This is a genomic window from Amycolatopsis sp. cmx-8-4 (assembly GCF_046548675.1).
In the GTDB taxonomy this organism is placed as follows: Bacteria; Actinomycetota; Actinomycetes; order Mycobacteriales; family Pseudonocardiaceae; genus Amycolatopsis.
Window position 1 is genome coordinate 366369 of sequence record NZ_JAEBDZ010000003.1, and the last position, 15346, is coordinate 381714.

17 protein-coding genes, 1 tRNA gene and 1 pseudogene are annotated in these 15346 nt (G+C 66.8%); 13 read left to right on the forward strand and 6 right to left on the reverse strand.

Annotation, left to right across the window (positions count from 1 at the left end; all coding sequences use genetic code 11):
• Positions 1-50 precede the first annotated feature (50 nt).
• Both ACLJQZ_RS07850 and ACLJQZ_RS07855 read left to right on the forward strand, forming a co-directional pair.
• On the forward strand, positions 51-1055 hold the full coding sequence (locus tag ACLJQZ_RS07850; protein WP_410619390.1) for an SMP-30/gluconolactonase/LRE family protein: 1005 nt from the start codon (positions 51-53) through the stop codon (positions 1053-1055).
• Between the two features lie 53 nt (positions 1056-1108).
• Positions 1109-2500 (forward strand): alpha/beta fold hydrolase, encoded by a 1392-nt coding sequence (locus tag ACLJQZ_RS07855; RefSeq protein ID WP_410619391.1) that lies wholly within the window; start codon positions 1109-1111, stop codon positions 2498-2500.
• 46 nt (positions 2501-2546) lie between these two features.
• Here ACLJQZ_RS07855 and ACLJQZ_RS07860 read toward each other — a convergent pair.
• Both ACLJQZ_RS07860 and ACLJQZ_RS07865 read right to left on the reverse strand, forming a co-directional pair.
• A tRNA-Ala gene (locus tag ACLJQZ_RS07860) sits at positions 2547-2619 on the reverse strand.
• Between the two features lie 32 nt (positions 2620-2651).
• Positions 2652-2819, reverse strand: a complete 168-nt coding sequence (locus tag ACLJQZ_RS07865; protein ID WP_086679331.1) for a DLW-39 family protein — start codon at positions 2817-2819, stop codon at positions 2652-2654.
• A 566-nt stretch (positions 2820-3385) separates the two neighbouring features.
• On the opposite strand from ACLJQZ_RS07865, the gene ACLJQZ_RS07870 reads away from it, so the two are divergent.
• Positions 3386-4189, forward strand: a complete 804-nt coding sequence (locus ACLJQZ_RS07870) for an SDR family oxidoreductase (RefSeq protein WP_410619392.1) — start codon at positions 3386-3388, stop codon at positions 4187-4189.
• Positions 4190-4255: 66 nt separating this feature from the next.
• On the forward strand, positions 4256-5128 hold the full coding sequence (locus ACLJQZ_RS07875; RefSeq protein ID WP_410619393.1) for a helix-turn-helix transcriptional regulator: 873 nt from the start codon (positions 4256-4258) through the stop codon (positions 5126-5128).
• A 373-nt stretch (positions 5129-5501) separates the two neighbouring features.
• On the opposite strand, the gene ACLJQZ_RS07880 is transcribed toward ACLJQZ_RS07875, so the two are convergent.
• On the reverse strand, positions 5502-7964 hold the full coding sequence (locus ACLJQZ_RS07880; RefSeq protein ID WP_410619394.1) for a hypothetical protein: 2463 nt from the start codon (positions 7962-7964) through the stop codon (positions 5502-5504).
• 846 nt (positions 7965-8810) lie between these two features.
• On the reverse strand, positions 8811-9962 hold the full coding sequence (locus ACLJQZ_RS07885; RefSeq protein WP_410619395.1) for a helix-turn-helix domain-containing protein: 1152 nt from the start codon (positions 9960-9962) through the stop codon (positions 8811-8813).
• 72 nt (positions 9963-10034) lie between these two features.
• Here ACLJQZ_RS07885 and ACLJQZ_RS07890 point away from each other — a divergent pair, with 72 nt between their 5' ends.
• The 7 genes and pseudogenes from ACLJQZ_RS07890 to ACLJQZ_RS07920 all read left to right on the forward strand — a co-directional run bounded on the left by ACLJQZ_RS07890 (position 10035) and on the right by ACLJQZ_RS07920 (position 12823).
• Positions 10035-10274: a hypothetical protein gene (locus ACLJQZ_RS07890; protein WP_410619396.1), complete on the forward strand. Its 240-nt coding sequence runs from the start codon at positions 10035-10037 to the stop codon at positions 10272-10274.
• Positions 10271-10468 (forward strand): hypothetical protein, encoded by a 198-nt coding sequence (locus ACLJQZ_RS07895; protein ID WP_410619397.1) that lies wholly within the window; start codon positions 10271-10273, stop codon positions 10466-10468. The genes ACLJQZ_RS07890 and ACLJQZ_RS07895 overlap by 4 nt, the downstream gene beginning before the upstream one ends.
• Positions 10465-10764, forward strand: coding sequence for a hypothetical protein (locus ACLJQZ_RS07900; RefSeq protein WP_410619398.1), 300 nt, complete (start codon positions 10465-10467; stop codon positions 10762-10764). The genes ACLJQZ_RS07895 and ACLJQZ_RS07900 overlap by 4 nt, the downstream gene beginning before the upstream one ends.
• Positions 10765-10813: 49 nt before the next feature.
• The gene (locus ACLJQZ_RS07905; protein WP_410619399.1) at positions 10814-11023 is read left to right on the forward strand and encodes a hypothetical protein; all 210 of its coding nucleotides are present in this window, start codon (positions 10814-10816) and stop codon (positions 11021-11023) included.
• Positions 11020-11220 (forward strand): annotated as a pseudogene (locus ACLJQZ_RS07910) (helix-turn-helix domain-containing protein); the annotation flags it as partial. The gene ACLJQZ_RS07905 and the pseudogene ACLJQZ_RS07910, both read left to right, overlap by 4 nt.
• Positions 11221-11811 (forward strand): Scr1 family TA system antitoxin-like transcriptional regulator, encoded by a 591-nt coding sequence (locus tag ACLJQZ_RS07915; RefSeq protein ID WP_410619562.1) that lies wholly within the window; start codon positions 11221-11223, stop codon positions 11809-11811.
• Between the two features lie 115 nt (positions 11812-11926).
• Positions 11927-12823, forward strand: coding sequence for a phosphotransferase family protein (locus ACLJQZ_RS07920; RefSeq protein WP_410619400.1), 897 nt, complete (start codon positions 11927-11929; stop codon positions 12821-12823).
• Here ACLJQZ_RS07920 and ACLJQZ_RS07925 read toward each other — a convergent pair.
• Positions 12782-14152 carry a hypothetical protein gene (locus ACLJQZ_RS07925; protein ID WP_410619401.1) on the reverse strand — a complete coding sequence of 457 codons (1371 nt, stop codon included), beginning with the start codon at positions 14150-14152 and terminating at the stop codon, positions 12782-12784. The genes ACLJQZ_RS07920 and ACLJQZ_RS07925 overlap by 42 nt on opposite strands.
• Before the next feature lie 231 nt (positions 14153-14383).
• Between ACLJQZ_RS07925 and ACLJQZ_RS07930 the strand changes: the two genes are divergently transcribed.
• Positions 14384-14584, forward strand: a complete 201-nt coding sequence (locus ACLJQZ_RS07930) for a hypothetical protein (RefSeq protein ID WP_410619402.1) — start codon at positions 14384-14386, stop codon at positions 14582-14584.
• On the opposite strand, the gene ACLJQZ_RS07935 is transcribed toward ACLJQZ_RS07930, so the two are convergent.
• The gene (locus ACLJQZ_RS07935) at positions 14581-14925 is read right to left on the reverse strand and encodes a GntR family transcriptional regulator (RefSeq protein WP_410619403.1); all 345 of its coding nucleotides are present in this window, start codon (positions 14923-14925) and stop codon (positions 14581-14583) included. The genes ACLJQZ_RS07930 and ACLJQZ_RS07935 overlap by 4 nt on opposite strands.
• Positions 14926-15077: 152 nt before the next feature.
• On the opposite strand from ACLJQZ_RS07935, the gene ACLJQZ_RS07940 reads away from it, so the two are divergent.
• The gene (locus ACLJQZ_RS07940) at positions 15078-15302 is read left to right on the forward strand and encodes a hypothetical protein (RefSeq protein ID WP_410619404.1); all 225 of its coding nucleotides are present in this window, start codon (positions 15078-15080) and stop codon (positions 15300-15302) included.
• The last annotated feature ends 44 nt before the right edge of the window (positions 15303-15346 follow it).

Here is a 15346-nt window from a genome sequence, read left to right on the forward strand (position 1 = left end):
CACCGGGGGCGGCGCGGGTAGGTAGGAAATCCGACAAAACGGAGGCCTTGATGCGCCGAACCGTCGTCCCCGCCGCCACCGCCGCGTTGTCCGCCGGGCTGTTGTCCGGTGCGTCCGCCGGTGAAGTGCCCTCATCGCAGCGTCCCGCCGTCTTCGAGACGGTGTTCGCGTCACCGCTCGGCCTCGAAGGCCTCACCACCGACGGCCGCGGAAACCTCTACACGCCCGCGCGCGGCGCCGATCCGTGCCCGGTCTACCGCGTCGCGGCGACCGGCGGCCCGGCCGCGGTCGTCGGCACGATCCCCGCGCCGTGCGGCCCGGCCGGGCTGACCTTCGACCGCTGCGGGCGGCTGTACGTCGCGAACGCCGACACCGTCGTGTCGTTCGTGCCGGACGCCGCGAGCCCGCCGGCCGCGACGGTGTTCGCCCGCGGCGTTCCCGGCGCGAACGGCCTGGCGTTCGACCGGGCCGGGGCGCTGTGGATCTCCGACGGCGGCACCGGCCAGGGCCGCGTGTGGCGGGTGGGCAGCGACGGCGTCGCCGCTGAGGTGTTCCGCGTCCAGCCGCTGGTCAGCGACGTCATCGCGGGTGGCGTCGGCCGGGACGTGCGCGGCTTGCCACCCGGCACCGTGACGATCACGCCGACCGGCCGGACCGCCGCGGACACCGCCGGCTCGCAGCACATCGTCGCGAACGGCCTGGCGTTCACCGAGGACGGCACGCTCCTGGTCGCGGACACCGCGCGCGGCGCACTCTGGCGCGTCCCGATGGACCGCGCGGGCAACGTCTGGACGGCGGCGAACGAGCGCAACGCGATCGTGCTGGCCCGGCGCGACGGCCGCGTCGTCGAGTACTTCCGGAACCCGGCCGACGCGACGACGAAGCTGCGCAACGGCGGGCCGCTGGAGTTCCCGACCAGCCCGGTGCTGCTGCCGGCCGGCCGCTTGTGCGTCACCCAGTCCGACGGCGGCCGGCGGGACAACTCGCCGAACACGGCGGGTGAGGTCGGGCCCGGGAAAGCCGCGCTGGCGAAGGTTTCCTGCGTCAGACGGTGAGACGGTCCGTTCGGGGGTTTACGGCGCCGGGGCCGGTGGGGCCATGATGGATCATGCGTTCGAAACTGCTGACCGCCGGGCTGGTCCTGGCGCTGACCGCCGCACTTGGGGGTGTGGCCGCGGCCGACACGCGTCCCGGGGGACGACCGACGCTGACGGACTCGCACCCGTGCCCGGGCCAACCGGGCTTCACGTGCTCGACCCTGACCGTCCCGCTCGACCACACCGGCCGCGTCCCGGGCACGCTGAAACTGCCGATCGCGGCCGCGGACAACGTCGACGCGCCGAAGGGCGTGCTCCTGTTCCTCACCGGCGGCCCCGGCCAGGGCGGCGTCGGCACCATCACGCGGATCGCCACCCAGCGGCTGCCGGAGGTCGCGAAGGACTACCGGTTCGTCATGCTGGACCAGCGCGGCACCGGCCCGTCGGGGGCGCTCCTGTGCCCGGGCCTGCAGGCGCAGATGGGCAGTTCGGACATCGCGACGCCGACGCCGGACGCCGTCACCGAATGCGCCCGCATCCTCGGTGACACGGCACCGCTCTACTCGACGGACCAGACGGTCGCGGACTTCGACCAGCTGCGGCAGGCGCTGAACGTGCCGAAAATGGTCGTCGACGGCGTTTCGTACGGCTCGTTCACGGCCGCGCGGTACGCGATCGCGCACCCGGGCAACGTCAGCAAGGTCGTGCTGGACTCGGTGCTCCCGCACCACGCGACGGCGTCGGCCTCGCTGTACCTGACCGGCCTCCAGGCCGAGGCCCGCGTCCTGCGGCTGGCCTGCGCGACGCCCCCGGCGTGCGGCTACGACCCGGCCGAGGACCTCGCGTGGGTGGTCCGCCACCGAAGCACGGCGGACGGCGTGAAGATCTTCGACACGATCGTCTCGTACGAGTTCAGCGACCCGTCGTACCGAAACCCGGCGGCGGGCGACATCATCGGCGCCCTCCACCAGGCCCGCGGCGGTTCGAGTGGCCCCCTGAACGACCTGCTGGAGGCGTACAGGTCGGGCGGCGACAACCCGGCATCGTTCAGCGCGGGCCTCCACGCGGCGACGCTGTGCGCCGACCAGCGCTTCCCCTGGGGCTCGGCGACGACCCCGGTCTCCCTGCGCCAGCCACTGCTTTCGCTGACGGCGCGGGCGTTGCCACCGCAGGCGACGTGGCCGTACACCACGGCGGTGGCGACGCAGCAGGGGTTCGTCCAGAGCTGCCTGCCGTGGCCGGCCGAGCGGCCGGGCTCGAACCCGTCGTCAAGGCTGCCGAACGTCCCGGTCCTGCTGCTGAACGGCGACCACGACCTGTCGACGCCGCTGGAGTGGGCGAAGGAGGAGGCTCGCCAGGCACCGCGGGGGAAGCTGGTGGTGGTCCCGGGAGCATCCCACTCGATCCAGAACCGCGAGCTGGGCCACGCGGGCCGCGACGCGGTGATCGCCTTCCTCGGCTGAACGACCTCAGGGCCAGGTCAACGGCTGACCTGGCCCTGAGGGGTTGTGGAGCTGAGGGGAATCGAACCCCTGACCCCCGCCTTGCAAAGGCGGTGCTCTACCAATTGAGCTACAGCCCCGGGTGCGGACGGCGGACCGCCCGCACGAAGACTCAGTTGTGGGACGCGCCCGCCGGCTTGGCCGGGGTGGTTCCGTTGTTGGAGGGGACCGGAGCGGTCGCCTCGCGCCAGAGGTCGGCCTCGGCCTTCGCCGCCTTGTTGCGCTTGACCACGAACAGGACGCCGCCCGCGATAACCGCGAGTGCCAGCAGCTTCTTCACCGAAGCCCCCTTCTCAGCTTGCTTCCCTTACCCCGCGATGTTACTGCACTCGCCCAGCACGAGATCGACCGGTGCCGCAGCGCCCTGTTCCACGTGGAACCACCAGAAACACTGGTAACCCACGTCACACCAGGCCGGAAATACCGCACCGAGCGCCGTCGTTGTACAAGGTGGTCGACCACCAACTCAGCCCTGCCGGTACTTCTCTTCCCGGCAGGGCTGACCTGTGCTCTGGGCCGGATCGGCAGGTCATGCCTGCTCGTCAGGAGGACCCGGCCGTCCGGGAGGGTCACCGCGGCGCTGACCCTGGTCGCTCGGACAGCCCAGTCTGCCGGCTGCCGACCACTGGCATCGAGCGCCCACAGCACCGAGCAGCCTTTGCCGAGCGGGCTGTACGGCACTGGACCGATGCCCGGCTTCTCCAAATGTCGGAATGACCTCGGCTTCGCGAGGGTGGCTCTCACAGTACCTGTATCACCAGGATCTCCCAGAAGTCCAAGATGCCTGTCAACCTGACTGGAAGCGTCGGCAACTTTCCGTTTCCACGACATAAGGAACGAATACCAATGGCGGACAACCAGTTCACCACCCACGCAGACCTTTTCGATCTGAGTGGGAAGTACGCACTCGTCACGGGCGGCACCAGGGGCATTGGGATGATGATTGCGCGCGGCCTTCTGCAGGCGGGCGCCCGCGTCGTCATCAGCTCGCGCAATGCGGATACGTGCGCGGAGGCACAGCATCTACTTTCCGAATTCGGCGACGTTCAAGCAATTCCCGCAGACCTTTCCCGGCACGACGAGTGTCAGCGCCTCGCTGATCTTGTCAAGGCCGACTCGGAACGCCTGGACATCCTCGTCAACAACGCGGGAGCGATGTGGCGCGAGCCGCTGGAGACGTTCCCGGACGAGGCCTGGGACGCGGTGATCGACCTCAACCTCAAGTCGCCGTTCTGGCTGATCCAGGCGCTGCTCCCCGCACTTCGCAGGGCGGGCACCGCCGATGATCCCGCGCGGGTCGTCAACATCGGCAGTATCGCCGCCATCCACGTCGCCGCGTCGCCCAACTACTCGTACGCCAGCAGCAAAGCGGGACTTCACCAACTCACCAGAGTGCTCGCCAGGGAACTGGGCCCACAGCACGTCACCGTGAACGCGGTAGCCCCAGGGCCGTTCCCGTCGCAGATGATGGCGTCCACGCTCGATGCCATCGGCGACACGATCGCGGCGAAGGCCCCTCTGCGCCGGCTCGGCCGCGACGACGACATGGCCGGTATCGCCGTGTTCCTCGCCAGCCGGGCCGCGTCCTACCTCACGGGCACCATCATCCCGGTCGACGGCGGCATCGCCACGACCGCAACAGGTACCTAGGCGTCGGCGCGAGGCGGGTACCAGCAGAACCTCCCTCCGCCTGCGGACACGGCCTACCGTGACGAGGTGGCCACGATCGATCTGCGCACCGAGATCAAGGAATTCCTGAGCTCCCGCCGCTCGCGGATCACGCCCGAGCGGGCCGGACTGCCCGCCTACGGCGGCAACCGCCGGGTCAAAGGTCTGCGTCGCGAAGAGGTAGCTCTGCTGGCCGGGGTATCGGTCGACTACTACGTGCGCATGGAGCGCGGCGGCCTCGCCGGCGCCTCCGACGGGGTGCTCGACGCGTTGGCCACTGCCTTGCAGCTCGACGAGGCCGAGCGCGATCACCTGGTCCACCTCGCGCGGCAGTCCAGGGCGCCCAGCGGTCCACGCCGCCGGCGACCCGTCGTGACGGTGCGTCCGGCGCTTCAGCAGGTGCTCGACGCCATCACCGATGCGCCGGCGTGGATTTGCAACGGCCGTTATGACGTGCTGGCCGTGAATCACCTTGCCCGCGCGCTGTATTCACCGGTGCTGGCCGACACGCGACGGCCGGCGAACACCGCGCGGTTCTTGTACCTGGATCCCGAATCGGCAAGAAAGTTCTTCGTCGACTACGACCGAATCGCCGGCGACGCGGCCGCGAAGCTACGCATGGAAGCCGGCCGCAATCCGCACGACGAGAAGCTGATCGCTCTGGTCGGTGAGTTGTCGACACGCAGTGAACTATTTCGGCAGCGGTGGGCTTCTCAGGACGTTCGGCTCCACCGATCCGGACGCAAGCGTCTGCACCATCCGGTAGTGGGCCAGCTCGACCTGGACGTCGAGTCGATGGAGCTGCCCGCCGAACCCGGCCTGCACCTGACCGTCTACACCGCGCCCGCCGGCACGGCGACCGCGGACGGTCTGGCCCTATTGGCGTCCTGGGCGGCCAGCCAGGTTGCTCTGGAAGCCTGAGACGCAACCCACGCTGGGTCAGGAACGAGACGCACCGTGGGGGTCTGGGGGCTCGGCCCCCAGGGCAAAAAAACCCGGTTGTGCGTAGGCTTTCTCTACGCACAACCGGGCCAATCGGGTGGGCCTACCAGGACTTGAACCTGGGACCTCTTCGTTATCAGGCCAAGATCACCCGTCTGTGATCAAGGCGAAGGTCCCCCGACCCCGCGACTCAACGTCCGTGGATGTCCACCGCGGTGCGGGGCAATGCAGGACCATTGTCAGGCGGTTTGTCAGGCCAGATATCCAGCCTGACCAGCAAGTTTCGCGTATTGCACAACTGAGCGCACCAAGCCATCGCACAGGACGGGCTGTTCTAAATCGTCGCACTAGGTCAGCTCGGCTCGGCGTCGTCGTCGGGCGCTGCCCGCTCTTCGGCTACGGGCCCAAAACGGAATGCACCCGCAGTTCGATCGAGCAGGCCTTCACTGACGTAGTCCCACGTCTGATCCGGGTCGCGTTCTCGAAGCTGGTCGGCGAAAGCGGCATCACGAGCATCATCCTGCTCCTGAGTGAGTGGATCCCAGGCGAACGGGTCGACACCTAAGGTCGAGTAGACCTGGTCCTCGAACAGTTGGTCGGTGGTGAGCAGCAGCCGGGGCCGGTCGGGCAGTCTTCGCTCTGCCACCCGAATAGCCTCGCACTTCCGGGCCGGCTCAGTCACAACCAGAACATCCCAGGGTGCTTCTAGCACGTCAGCGACCTTATTCATGGAGTTCTGGGCCTTCTGGTCAACTCCTGCCCTCCGTCGCTTGACCTCCACAGGGACGAGTGTTCCATCCGTGAACAGCAGGATGACGTCAGCTTCGCCGACGACCTGGCCGGTACCAGGGTCGACAAACTCGACACCGGGATGGGCACCCACGAGTCCTCGGTCCTGAAATAGTTCGACGAGCCAGCGGAGCGCCAAGACATGTCCAAGGCTGTCTGTTTCGAGTACCCGGCGCAGCGGCTCGCCGACACGGTAAGTGAACCGGAGGTCACGCGGACCGTACGGCTGCAAGATCTCTCGCCCACAACCGACGCAGGCGATCGGAGGTGGGACGGCAGCCATCGGGAGCCAGGCGGAGGCACCGCACGCGGGGCATCGAATATCCGCGCCGCGAACAAGCAAATGCCGCCTCTCCGCCCAAGACACCCAGCGTTGAGCGGCCGGCTCGCCACCACATGCGGAAACGAACTCTTCAAACGAAACGGCTCTGCCTTCACCGGGAGGCGCAACGACCGGATCATCCCGGCCTAAAAGCTCGGCGGCCCTTTCGAGTGCAACGGGATCGGCCCCACTCGCGCGGAGTTCCCTAACAGTCTCTTTCCAGCGTCGCTTCCACCAGGCCATACCGCTAAGCTCTGCCATCCTGTAGAGCAATTCAATAAGGCCATGATGTGCGAGCCATCGGATAAATCCGATCTCCCCCAGCCCTCGGATCAAGGTTGCAGCCGCAATCCCCGCCTGGGATTCTCTTACGTCGAGCCCACGAGTTTGCGCAACCGCTGCGAGACAGGTCCACGACGACGGCCAAGCGACTTCGACGGTCTCCCGTTGGCTCAGCCAAGGCACCGAAACCTGAGCGGCACCAGCCTGAAAACGTGCCCAGAACTCCGTTCCACGCATAGTCGGGTCTCGCGGAAGCGGGGAATCGGTGACTTTTACATCGAGAATCAAAGATGCGGAGCGCACCCCCTCTTGCGCGTTGCGCAAGACCTCGCGGTCTGCGTCAGAGATCGGATCGAGCCGAGTGCGCCCTCCTTGCCACGTGCTGACGTGGCTCCGAGGACGCCCAGGCGCAGGGCCATAAGTGAGGACGTCCTCATACGGAACGGCAAGGGCACCCGGGGAGGCCGCTACCAGTCGGACAAGAGTATCGACGGGGACGGAACAGCTGACCAAATGACACTTTCCGCCACCAAAGCCGAACATGGTCGCTCTACCAGGCTCCTGCAGTACTCGGAGTGCGTCAGGAGTGATCTGGTCAGCAGGCAGCCCGATCGGCAATACGCGGCGGTCACCATGCGCGGCCCGCAGGTTCCACAGGAGCGCAAGATCGTCAACCGAACCTTCGGTCAAAGCGACGATGATATTAGGGCCAGCCGCGCGCCGAGTGACATAGGGTCGCGGAAGGGGAGATTGACCCTCACCGAGAAACGACGTATCGGGTTCAAGGCCGTAAGCAAGGAACATATTCGCAAAACGTCGTGGCGTGATGACGTCGCCATTCGTTATCCGGGAAATTAGATCGTCAAGTGAGCCACGAACGGCGACATGCCGTACCGGCACAATTTCGTCAAACTGCAAGTCTTCACGAAGATGATGAAGCTTGCTCAACTCAGCGCTTGGCGTCGTCGGCAGTGTCCCCAGGACCGCGCCATAGATCGGTCTCCACGGGTCATCAGAATCGAGGCTGCACACTTCAATCGGCCGCCAACGGTCTCGCGGCTCGTGCGCTGCGATCATCAACGCCGGAAAGTCCCAAGGACGACTCTGCGCGACTCGAAACGGCAGTTCAACCTGGACATCCTGCAGTCCCCCCACTCCGTCGACCTGCTCAGTGTCGAGCAGGCGGCCATACGGTGTTGAGACGACTCCGTCGCGAACTGGTAAAAGCGGCTGGCCTGCGCCACCCCAGACCTGGCAGAGACGGGCGATCTCCGTGAGCACGGCGGCAAAGTCTTCGATTTGCACAGGACGCGCCAACCGTTCGGGCCGCAGGTCGGTGGATACCTCGTGCTGACCTTCGAGTAAGCCGTCGCCCAATAACCCGTGTATGGCACGCGGGCTTGCCACAGACCAATCACTCATAGGGGCCACGGTAACCAAGGAACCTTGAACCTTCATCGCGACACTCAACTTGCAACTGCGACCGAACCGAACCTGGTGATCGGCGCGCTCCAGCTGGAGCAGATCGGTCGAAGAGGACGACCAACAGGCCGACCGTATCTCGACGGCCGGTCTTCTGCCCTTTCTGGAAGTTGGCCGGGTATGAGTGGAGTCGGTCCGTGCCGGACACGATCCGGTCACCGAGGTTGCTCGTTTGGCACCTTCGGACGATCCTGACAGCCGAAGTGCCGGGCGAAGCTTTGGCGCTCCGCCCGGCAGCTACGGATCAGTGCAGCATGTTGATGATCGCGGTAATGATCAGGATCAACAGCTTCACGTACTGCGTGTGTAGCTCGACGGAACGGCGTCGGCCAGGGGTTACGGCCCTGGCCTGACGCTTCCGTCTCTTTCTGTCGTTCGCATCGTTTGACACGATTGTCGTCTCCTGGACGGCTTGCCTCATGTCGAGGCGGTGGATGTCCCGGCGCAACCGGATGATGTCGGGACTGGTGTTGACCGCTGGTGCTCGTGACCCCGTACGCGGCTGGACGACATGTTGACTCCCCCGGAAGGCCGAAAGCAATTCAGGGTGGGGACCCATCTGTGGATAAACCTGGGGACAGCCCCTGCACACCTCTACCGCCAAGTCCTCCAACCTGGGGATGCAATGAGGACAAAGCACCCTGACCTGCGGAGACTATTTGTCGATTTCGCGAGCACGTTCGCTACTTGGGTGTAAGTAGCTGTCGGCGTGTCGCGCGCCTTCGGCGTGTCGCACCACAGCCGTTTGGAAAGTTCTGGTTGGCAGAGGGCCGGCCCGCGGCCGCATTAGGAGGCTTTGATCAATCCCATCCGGTCGGCCATACCGCGGACCTCGCGGGCCACGCCTTCGCGTCGGGCGCGGGCCAGCATCGTGGAGATGATCTCCCGAACGAAGAGGTTCGTCCGGGTCCGGATGTGCCCCAGTTTCTCGGCCTGTACCAGGAGTGCCAGCACCTCTTCGTCGGGCCGGCGGATGCCGTAGAGCGCGCGGGCGTGCTCGATCAGGAACGTCGTGCGGCGCGAGTCGATCGTCAGCTCGGCCGGGGCGACGGTCGCGGCGAGCTGCGCTGCCTCGGTGTGGTCGCCTCGTTCGAGTGCTGAGGAGATGCGCCAGAGCACCACGTTGGCCGGGCTGAACAGCAGAAAGTTCCGGTTGCCGAACTCGACGTGCTCGGCCAGGCCGGCCGCTTCGTCGAGCGCTGCGGCAGCGTCCCCGCCCAGCACCGACTCGGTGTAGCCCGAGGTCAGGGTGAGCGCGCCGCGCACGTCGTAGGCGTCGGCCGGCACGTAGTCCAGCGCACGTTCGGCGAGTTTGCCGGCTCGTTTGTGCGCGCCGAGACCGGAGAGAGCCTGCGTGCGCGCGAACTCGGCGAGCGCGATCCAGCCCGGCTCGCCGAGCCGCACCGCGGCCTCGTGACCGCGGTCCGCCGCGATCCACGCCAGCTCGAAGGCGCCCAAGCCCTTGGTGAGAAGTGCTGTGGTGTGCGTCGCGGTGACGATCGACCGGAGTGCTTCCGGACTGGCGACATGGGTGTGGAGTGCCAGCAGCAGGTCAGGGAGCCGGGCGCCGACTTCGGCGTCCTGGTTCGCCTGGCGCAGCGCGGCGAGCAGTTGTGTCTCGGACAGCAGCTGGCCGAGGTCGCCGATCGGCGGCTCGGTGCCGTCGAGGTCGGTGCTCAGCAGGGCGTCGCGGATCGCGGGGATGGCAGTGTCGGCCTGGGGGTCGCGGATCTCCAGGCCGTCGCCGGTGATGTCGGACAGGCTGACGCGCAGGGCGCCGGCGATCGCGACGAGCGTCGAGCGCTTGTCGATTGCCGTGCGTTCGTTCTCGATCTTGGACAGGTAGCCCTTGGACAGGCCGGATAGGCCTGCGAGCTGGTCCAGGGACAGGCCGCGCCAGCGGCGGAGGCGTCGGATCGTCGTGCCGATCGAGTCCATGAGGTCAGCGTACATACCTAGGTTTCCCAGAAGGAAACCTTTGTGACCTGCATCTTTGTACGGTCACTCACTATGCGTGACCCACTACGTTCCCGCCAAGCCACCGAAGGCGTCGACTCGCAGGGCATTCCCGCCCTCGTTGAGATCGAAGTGCGGGACGACGGCCGGATCGCGCTGACCAGCTCGACGCCGCCAGGACAACCGATCTTTTTCGGCGCCGAGCGGGCCGCTCAGCTGCGGAATCAGCTGGGCAACGCGCTGACGATTTCCCTGCGGGAGGCGCGGACGGCTCCGCCGGGTGGCACGTCATGAGCAGCGACTCCAACGACGACCGGACGACGTTCAGGTGCTGCGGTTCCCTGTTCAACACCGGCGGCCAGCGGGTCAACGAGATCGACCTGAGTACCTACCGGTCCCCGAAGACGCTCGCGGACATGACCGATACCGACTGGGAGCTGGCCGCCGACGCGCTCAGAAAGTTCGAGATCGAGCGAGGAATCCGGTGACCGCGCTGGACGACCTCCGGACGTCGCCCGGTACGACGTCTCCGCGCGACTTCTGGGAGTGGCACGAGTTCACCGGCGGCGACGGGTGGGCTCACCTGTACCTGCACTCCGAGCTGACCAACACCCGGCTCTCGATGCTGCTGCCCTGGTGCCTGATCAACGACCGGTTCCCGCTGGAACACGACAGGCCCAGCATCAGCCGCAGTCGGGTGATCCCGAAGCCTGGCCGGAGCTGCCCGGTCTGCGCGAGCCAGAACGAGCACCGGCGGATCGGGGCGCGGCGTGCACGCTCGTGACCGAGAACTGCTCGCCGGCCTCTCGAAGGTGAACTCCAGGATCGGGAACGTGACGGTCGAGCTGCTGTCCATGCAGGCGGATGACGCCGGCTACGCAGCCGGGTTGCGCACGCTCGCCAGCCAGCTGGTGCAGATCGGTGCGGCTCTCGCGCAGCGCGCCGGTGAGTTGGACGGGAACCAGCTCGACCCGCCGGAGCTGGTGCAGCTCGAAGAGCTGACAAGACAAATCGACAACAGAACGGAACGGTCCGAACCGTGACCCGAGGTACATCGAACCGGCCGGCAATCATCGCCATTGCGCAGGCGCTCCGCAGCCTTCGTCAGGAGAGCAGAGTCAGCCTTCGCCAGGTCGCAAGGAAGACGCAGATCAGCCCGTCCAGGCTGTCAGGGCTCGAAACCGGCCGCCGAGTGGACGCCACGACGATGGCTTACCTCCTCGGCGTAATCGGAGTCCCCGTGACCACGCTGAAGCGGCTCATCGACATCGCGGATCGCGTAGACGAACCCGACTACTTCGATCCGACCGGGCGCGATGAAGGCATGCTGCGCGTCGGGTTCGAACGGTTGTCAACACAGGTTTTCGAGTGGTCTCCGACGTTGTTTCCGAAGACGCTGCGCTCCGCTGGCTACTCCCGCGCGATCCAGGAGTCGGGCCTGCCCAACCCCGATACCACCACGCGTGACCTTGTCCCGGCGGAGGCTCGTGTCAGCTCGGCGGACGAGTCGAAGCCGATGTACACGTTCCTGCTCGGCGAGGCCGCCACACGGCCCGATGCCTGCTCGCCGAGCGTGCTCTACGAGCAGATCGAGGAAGTGGCGACGGTGTCAAAACTGCTGCGTATTTCGATCAGCGTCGTTCCGGCGTCATTTTGCCCGACCGGTTTGGTCGAGCCGTTCACCCTGTACGAGGACCACCTTGGCGCTTTCGCGGTCGCCATACCGCACCACCGCGGCACGGCCTTCCTCACCAACGAAGCCTCCGTGAAGTTCTACGCGAAGACGGCCAAGTGGCTCCGTGGCGGTATGGCTCAAGACCCGTGGCCCTGACCGGCTCCCGGCCGGCACGTCCTGCCCTCCCCAGGCGGCGTGCCGGCCGGGTCTTCACCGTGCCGGTACTCAACCCCAAGCTCTAGCCTGAGCAAGGCACCGATAGAGGAGTCTGATGACCACGACGAAGGCCTTCACGTCAGAGCGGACACAAGCCGTCTTCGAGGCGGCCTGTGCCTTCGCCGGGCTGGACGCGGCCGGCGCGAAGCGAGTCCGGTTCGGGGAGAACGCGATCTTTCGGCTGGCTGACAGCTCTGCGGTGGTCCGCGTCGGCCGCTCGATCCCGGCGGCGACGAAGGAAGTGCTCGTGGCCGGCTGGCTCGCCGAGAACACGTTCCCTGCTGCGACGTCGCTGAGCGGACACGAGCAACCGTTCGTCGAGGACGGGCTACCCGTCACGTTCTGGAACTGCCTCGAAGAGGACGACACCCCCATCAGCCCGGCGGAGTTCGGGAAGCTACTTCACGACCTGCACGCGCTCCCCCATCCGACGGATTTTCGCCTGCCGGCGTTCTCCCCGATGCCGAAGGTCGAGCCGCGCCTACAAGAGCTGAAGGGCAAGCTGTCCGAGGGTGACCTCGACTTCCTGCGCGACCGGTACGAGGAGCTCTCCGAGAAGTTCCGAGACCTCGAGTTCCCGCTGCCCGCCGGCCCGGTACACGGCGACGCGCACCCGGGGAACGTCATGCGCGCCCCGGACAGGACGCTGAACCTGATCGACTTCGAGGACTTCGCCTTCGGGCCACGCGAGTGGGACGCGGCCGTGCTTTCGGTCCGCCACCAGGCATTCGGGTGGGCATCCGAAACCGAGTACGACTCGTACACGGAGGCCTACGGCTTCGACCCCATCGGATGGTCGGGCTTCCCCGTGCTCAGGGCTACCCGAGAGCTGAACATGACCATGTGGCTCTCACAAACCGTGGACGAATCCGCCGAGGTCAAGGCCGAGGTGGAGAAGCGGATCTCCGACCTACGCGACGATCAGGCGCCCCGCCACTGGAAGGTTTTCTGACGGCAGGTGGACGTCGGCGAAGTCGAGGAACTCCTTCACCAACGGGTCGCCGGCGTGCCCGCCCAGCCGCCCGCGGAAGTCGTCGAGGTACGAACGGACCCGGAACGACTTCAGCTTGGCTGCCGTCTCGACGACGGACCTGGCCACGTCCAGCGCCTCTTCGAGGTTCCCACCCTGAAGGTGCGCCGTGGCCAGCACGGTCCGGCAGAACGAGAGGCTCCTGACGTAGGTGGACGCCGAGACCGCGATGGACGCGGCGGCGTGGTGGTTGGCCAGCTCGGCGTTCCCGATGTCGCGGAAGCAGTGCGCGAACTCGGCGTGCAGCTCGGCTTCGTCGAAGTAGTGGATCCACTCAGGATCGTTCTCCCGGATGCCCTGGCCGTGCCAGCGCTCGGCCGTCAGCAGAGCGGCCGTGACGTCCTCCTGCCGGCCGAGCGACGCCAGCGCCCTCGCCTCCATCGCGTGGAACAGCGCCATCGTGGTCGGGGTGGCATAGCCGTTGGCGCCCTTGTACGCGGCTCGCGCCAGGTCGACCGCCCGCTGGTAATACCCGAGGAAGTTCGCCTGGTGCGACATCCCCGCGAGAATTCGGCCGCACAGCGGCTTGTCGCCGGCCGCCTTGGCCAGGCGGAACGCCTGCGTCAGGTAGCGCTGCGCGAGCCCGTGCGCGCCCGTGTCGTACGCCGTCCAGCCGGCCAGCCGCGTCAAGGCGGCGACCTCCCGGAAGTACTCGCGCCCGATCGGGTGTTGCGGAGATACGTGCCTGATGTTCGGCAAGATCTCCTGGTCGAGGAACGAAGCGACGAGCGACTTCGGCCGGCCGCCGCCGTACTTATAGTCGAAGCTGCTGAACATCGCGGTTGCCTCACGAACCGACTCGACGTCCACCAGGGTGATCGAGCGCGGCTCGGCCGGCGGCCGAGATCCCTCGTTGTCGGAGTCGGTCAGCCAGCGGATGACCAGGCCGCTCCACGCTTCCGGCACGACGGCCAGCGGACCGACCCGCTTCGGCGTCCGCAACTCGAGTTCGGTGATCGCGCCCAGCGCGACCAGGCTGTGAGCGATCTCCTCGGGGTAATCCAGGCCGACATCGTCTGACGTGGGCTCGCCGGCGCCACCGAAGCCGATCTCCTCCAGACTGACGGGCCGGCCGAGCAACTCGCCGAGGACAGCGGCGATCAGCTGGCAGGTGCGCGAGTGCGGCTTCGTGCCGTCGAGCCAGCGCTTGACCGACACGTGGTCCGCGCTGACCAGCTCGCCCCCGTCTTTCTGACTGCGTTCGCGCACACGGCGGGCGAAGCCCTTGTTCGTGGCCCCCGCCTGTCGCATAACTGCAGCTAGAAGTGCGTTCGGCTGCTTCCCCGTGTCGACCACCGATACCTCCGAAGGTCATTAAAGCACCCCCCGTGCACCCCCCACGTGCAAAAACGCACCCCCGCGTGCACACTGCTGCACCCCCGCCTCTCCGCGGTTTCCTGAGTTCATCAGCGACAACACCGGCTCGAAACACCGAGCCGGACGGGCCACCAGAGGCCGGTCGCGGGACCAGAGGAGACAACGATGGCGAAGAACAACTTCCCGATGATGAAGAGCGGCGGCGGCCTGCTCAGCAAGGCGGTCGGCCTGGTGGTGACGCTCGCGATCATCGTGCTGATCGTGAAGTACCCGGCCGACTCGGCGAGCTGGGCCAGCGGAGCCGCCCACGGCGCCGGCGCGGTGATCGACGGCGTCGTGCAGTTTCTGCGCGCCCTGTTCGGCTAGCGCTCTTCCAACTTCCGCTCGATCTCGCCGAGACGCTTTCGGATCTCGGCAATGGCCTGCCAGACCCGCTCATCCCCCGAGGCCTCGGGGCGAGCCGCGGAGTCACCTTCGGCCGGCTGGGTACGGACGAACGAACCCTTGCCGTGCCGGATCACCACCAGGCCCTCTTCACGGAGCTGGGCAACCGCGCTCTTGGCCGTGTTCACGGCGACTCCCCACGAGTCGGCGAGTTCCTGGTAGGTGGGCAGCTGGGAGCCAGGTCCGTACTCCCCCGACGTGATCGCGGCCCGAAGGCCGGCGGCTACTTGCAAGAACGGCGCACGCGGATCGTCCGGGTCCATAGATGCCATCTCACCAGCATATGTCAGGTGACTTAGCTAAGTCAGTTCTCACCGGTCAGTTGACAGAGTTAATAGACAGGACTTACTTTGGGTTCCGGTCGACACCGACCGCTCCTGAACAGGAGACCTACGAATCGTTGGAGCACATCCCCATGGACGACCTCATCCCCTTGCCCAGCTACGCGCCGGACGGCCTGACCGAGCAGGACATCGACGTGATGATCGCCGAGTACTTCGTGACGGCGGCGGAGCAGAACTCGGAGAGCCCCAGGCCCGCGGCAATCGCGGATCGCGTCGCGACGCACCGGCACATCCGGCGCAACAACCGCCAGACCGTCAATTCCGCCCTGCGGGCGCGGCCCGACGCGGCTGCTTGATTTCGCCCCGGCCCGGCGCACGGAACCGCCAAGAACCACCCGCC

Bases quoted from the DNA above. Each gene is read 5' to 3' on its own strand.
- ACLJQZ_RS07940 (WP_410619404.1), top strand. From the start codon at position 15,078: ATGGACGACCTCATCCCCTTGCCCAGCTACGCGCCGGACGGCCTGACC.
- ACLJQZ_RS07855 (WP_410619391.1), top strand. From the start codon at position 1,109: ATGCGTTCGAAACTGCTGACCGCCGGGCTGGTCCTGGCGCTGACCGCC.
- ACLJQZ_RS07925 (WP_410619401.1), bottom strand. From the start codon at position 14,152: ATGCGACAGGCGGGGGCCACGAACAAGGGCTTCGCCCGCCGTGTGCGC.
- ACLJQZ_RS07895 (WP_410619397.1), top strand. From the start codon at position 10,271: ATGAGCAGCGACTCCAACGACGACCGGACGACGTTCAGGTGCTGCGGT.
- ACLJQZ_RS07880 (WP_410619394.1), bottom strand. From the start codon at position 7,964: ATGAGTGATTGGTCTGTGGCAAGCCCGCGTGCCATACACGGGTTATTG.
- ACLJQZ_RS07930 (WP_410619402.1), top strand. From the start codon at position 14,384: ATGGCGAAGAACAACTTCCCGATGATGAAGAGCGGCGGCGGCCTGCTC.
- ACLJQZ_RS07850 (WP_410619390.1), top strand. From the start codon at position 51: ATGCGCCGAACCGTCGTCCCCGCCGCCACCGCCGCGTTGTCCGCCGGG.
- ACLJQZ_RS07870 (WP_410619392.1), top strand. From the start codon at position 3,386: ATGGCGGACAACCAGTTCACCACCCACGCAGACCTTTTCGATCTGAGT.
- ACLJQZ_RS07890 (WP_410619396.1), top strand. From the start codon at position 10,035: ATGCGTGACCCACTACGTTCCCGCCAAGCCACCGAAGGCGTCGACTCG.
- ACLJQZ_RS07920 (WP_410619400.1), top strand. From the start codon at position 11,927: ATGACCACGACGAAGGCCTTCACGTCAGAGCGGACACAAGCCGTCTTC.
- ACLJQZ_RS07885 (WP_410619395.1), bottom strand. From the start codon at position 9,962: ATGGACTCGATCGGCACGACGATCCGACGCCTCCGCCGCTGGCGCGGC.
- ACLJQZ_RS07935 (WP_410619403.1), bottom strand. From the start codon at position 14,925: ATGGACCCGGACGATCCGCGTGCGCCGTTCTTGCAAGTAGCCGCCGGC.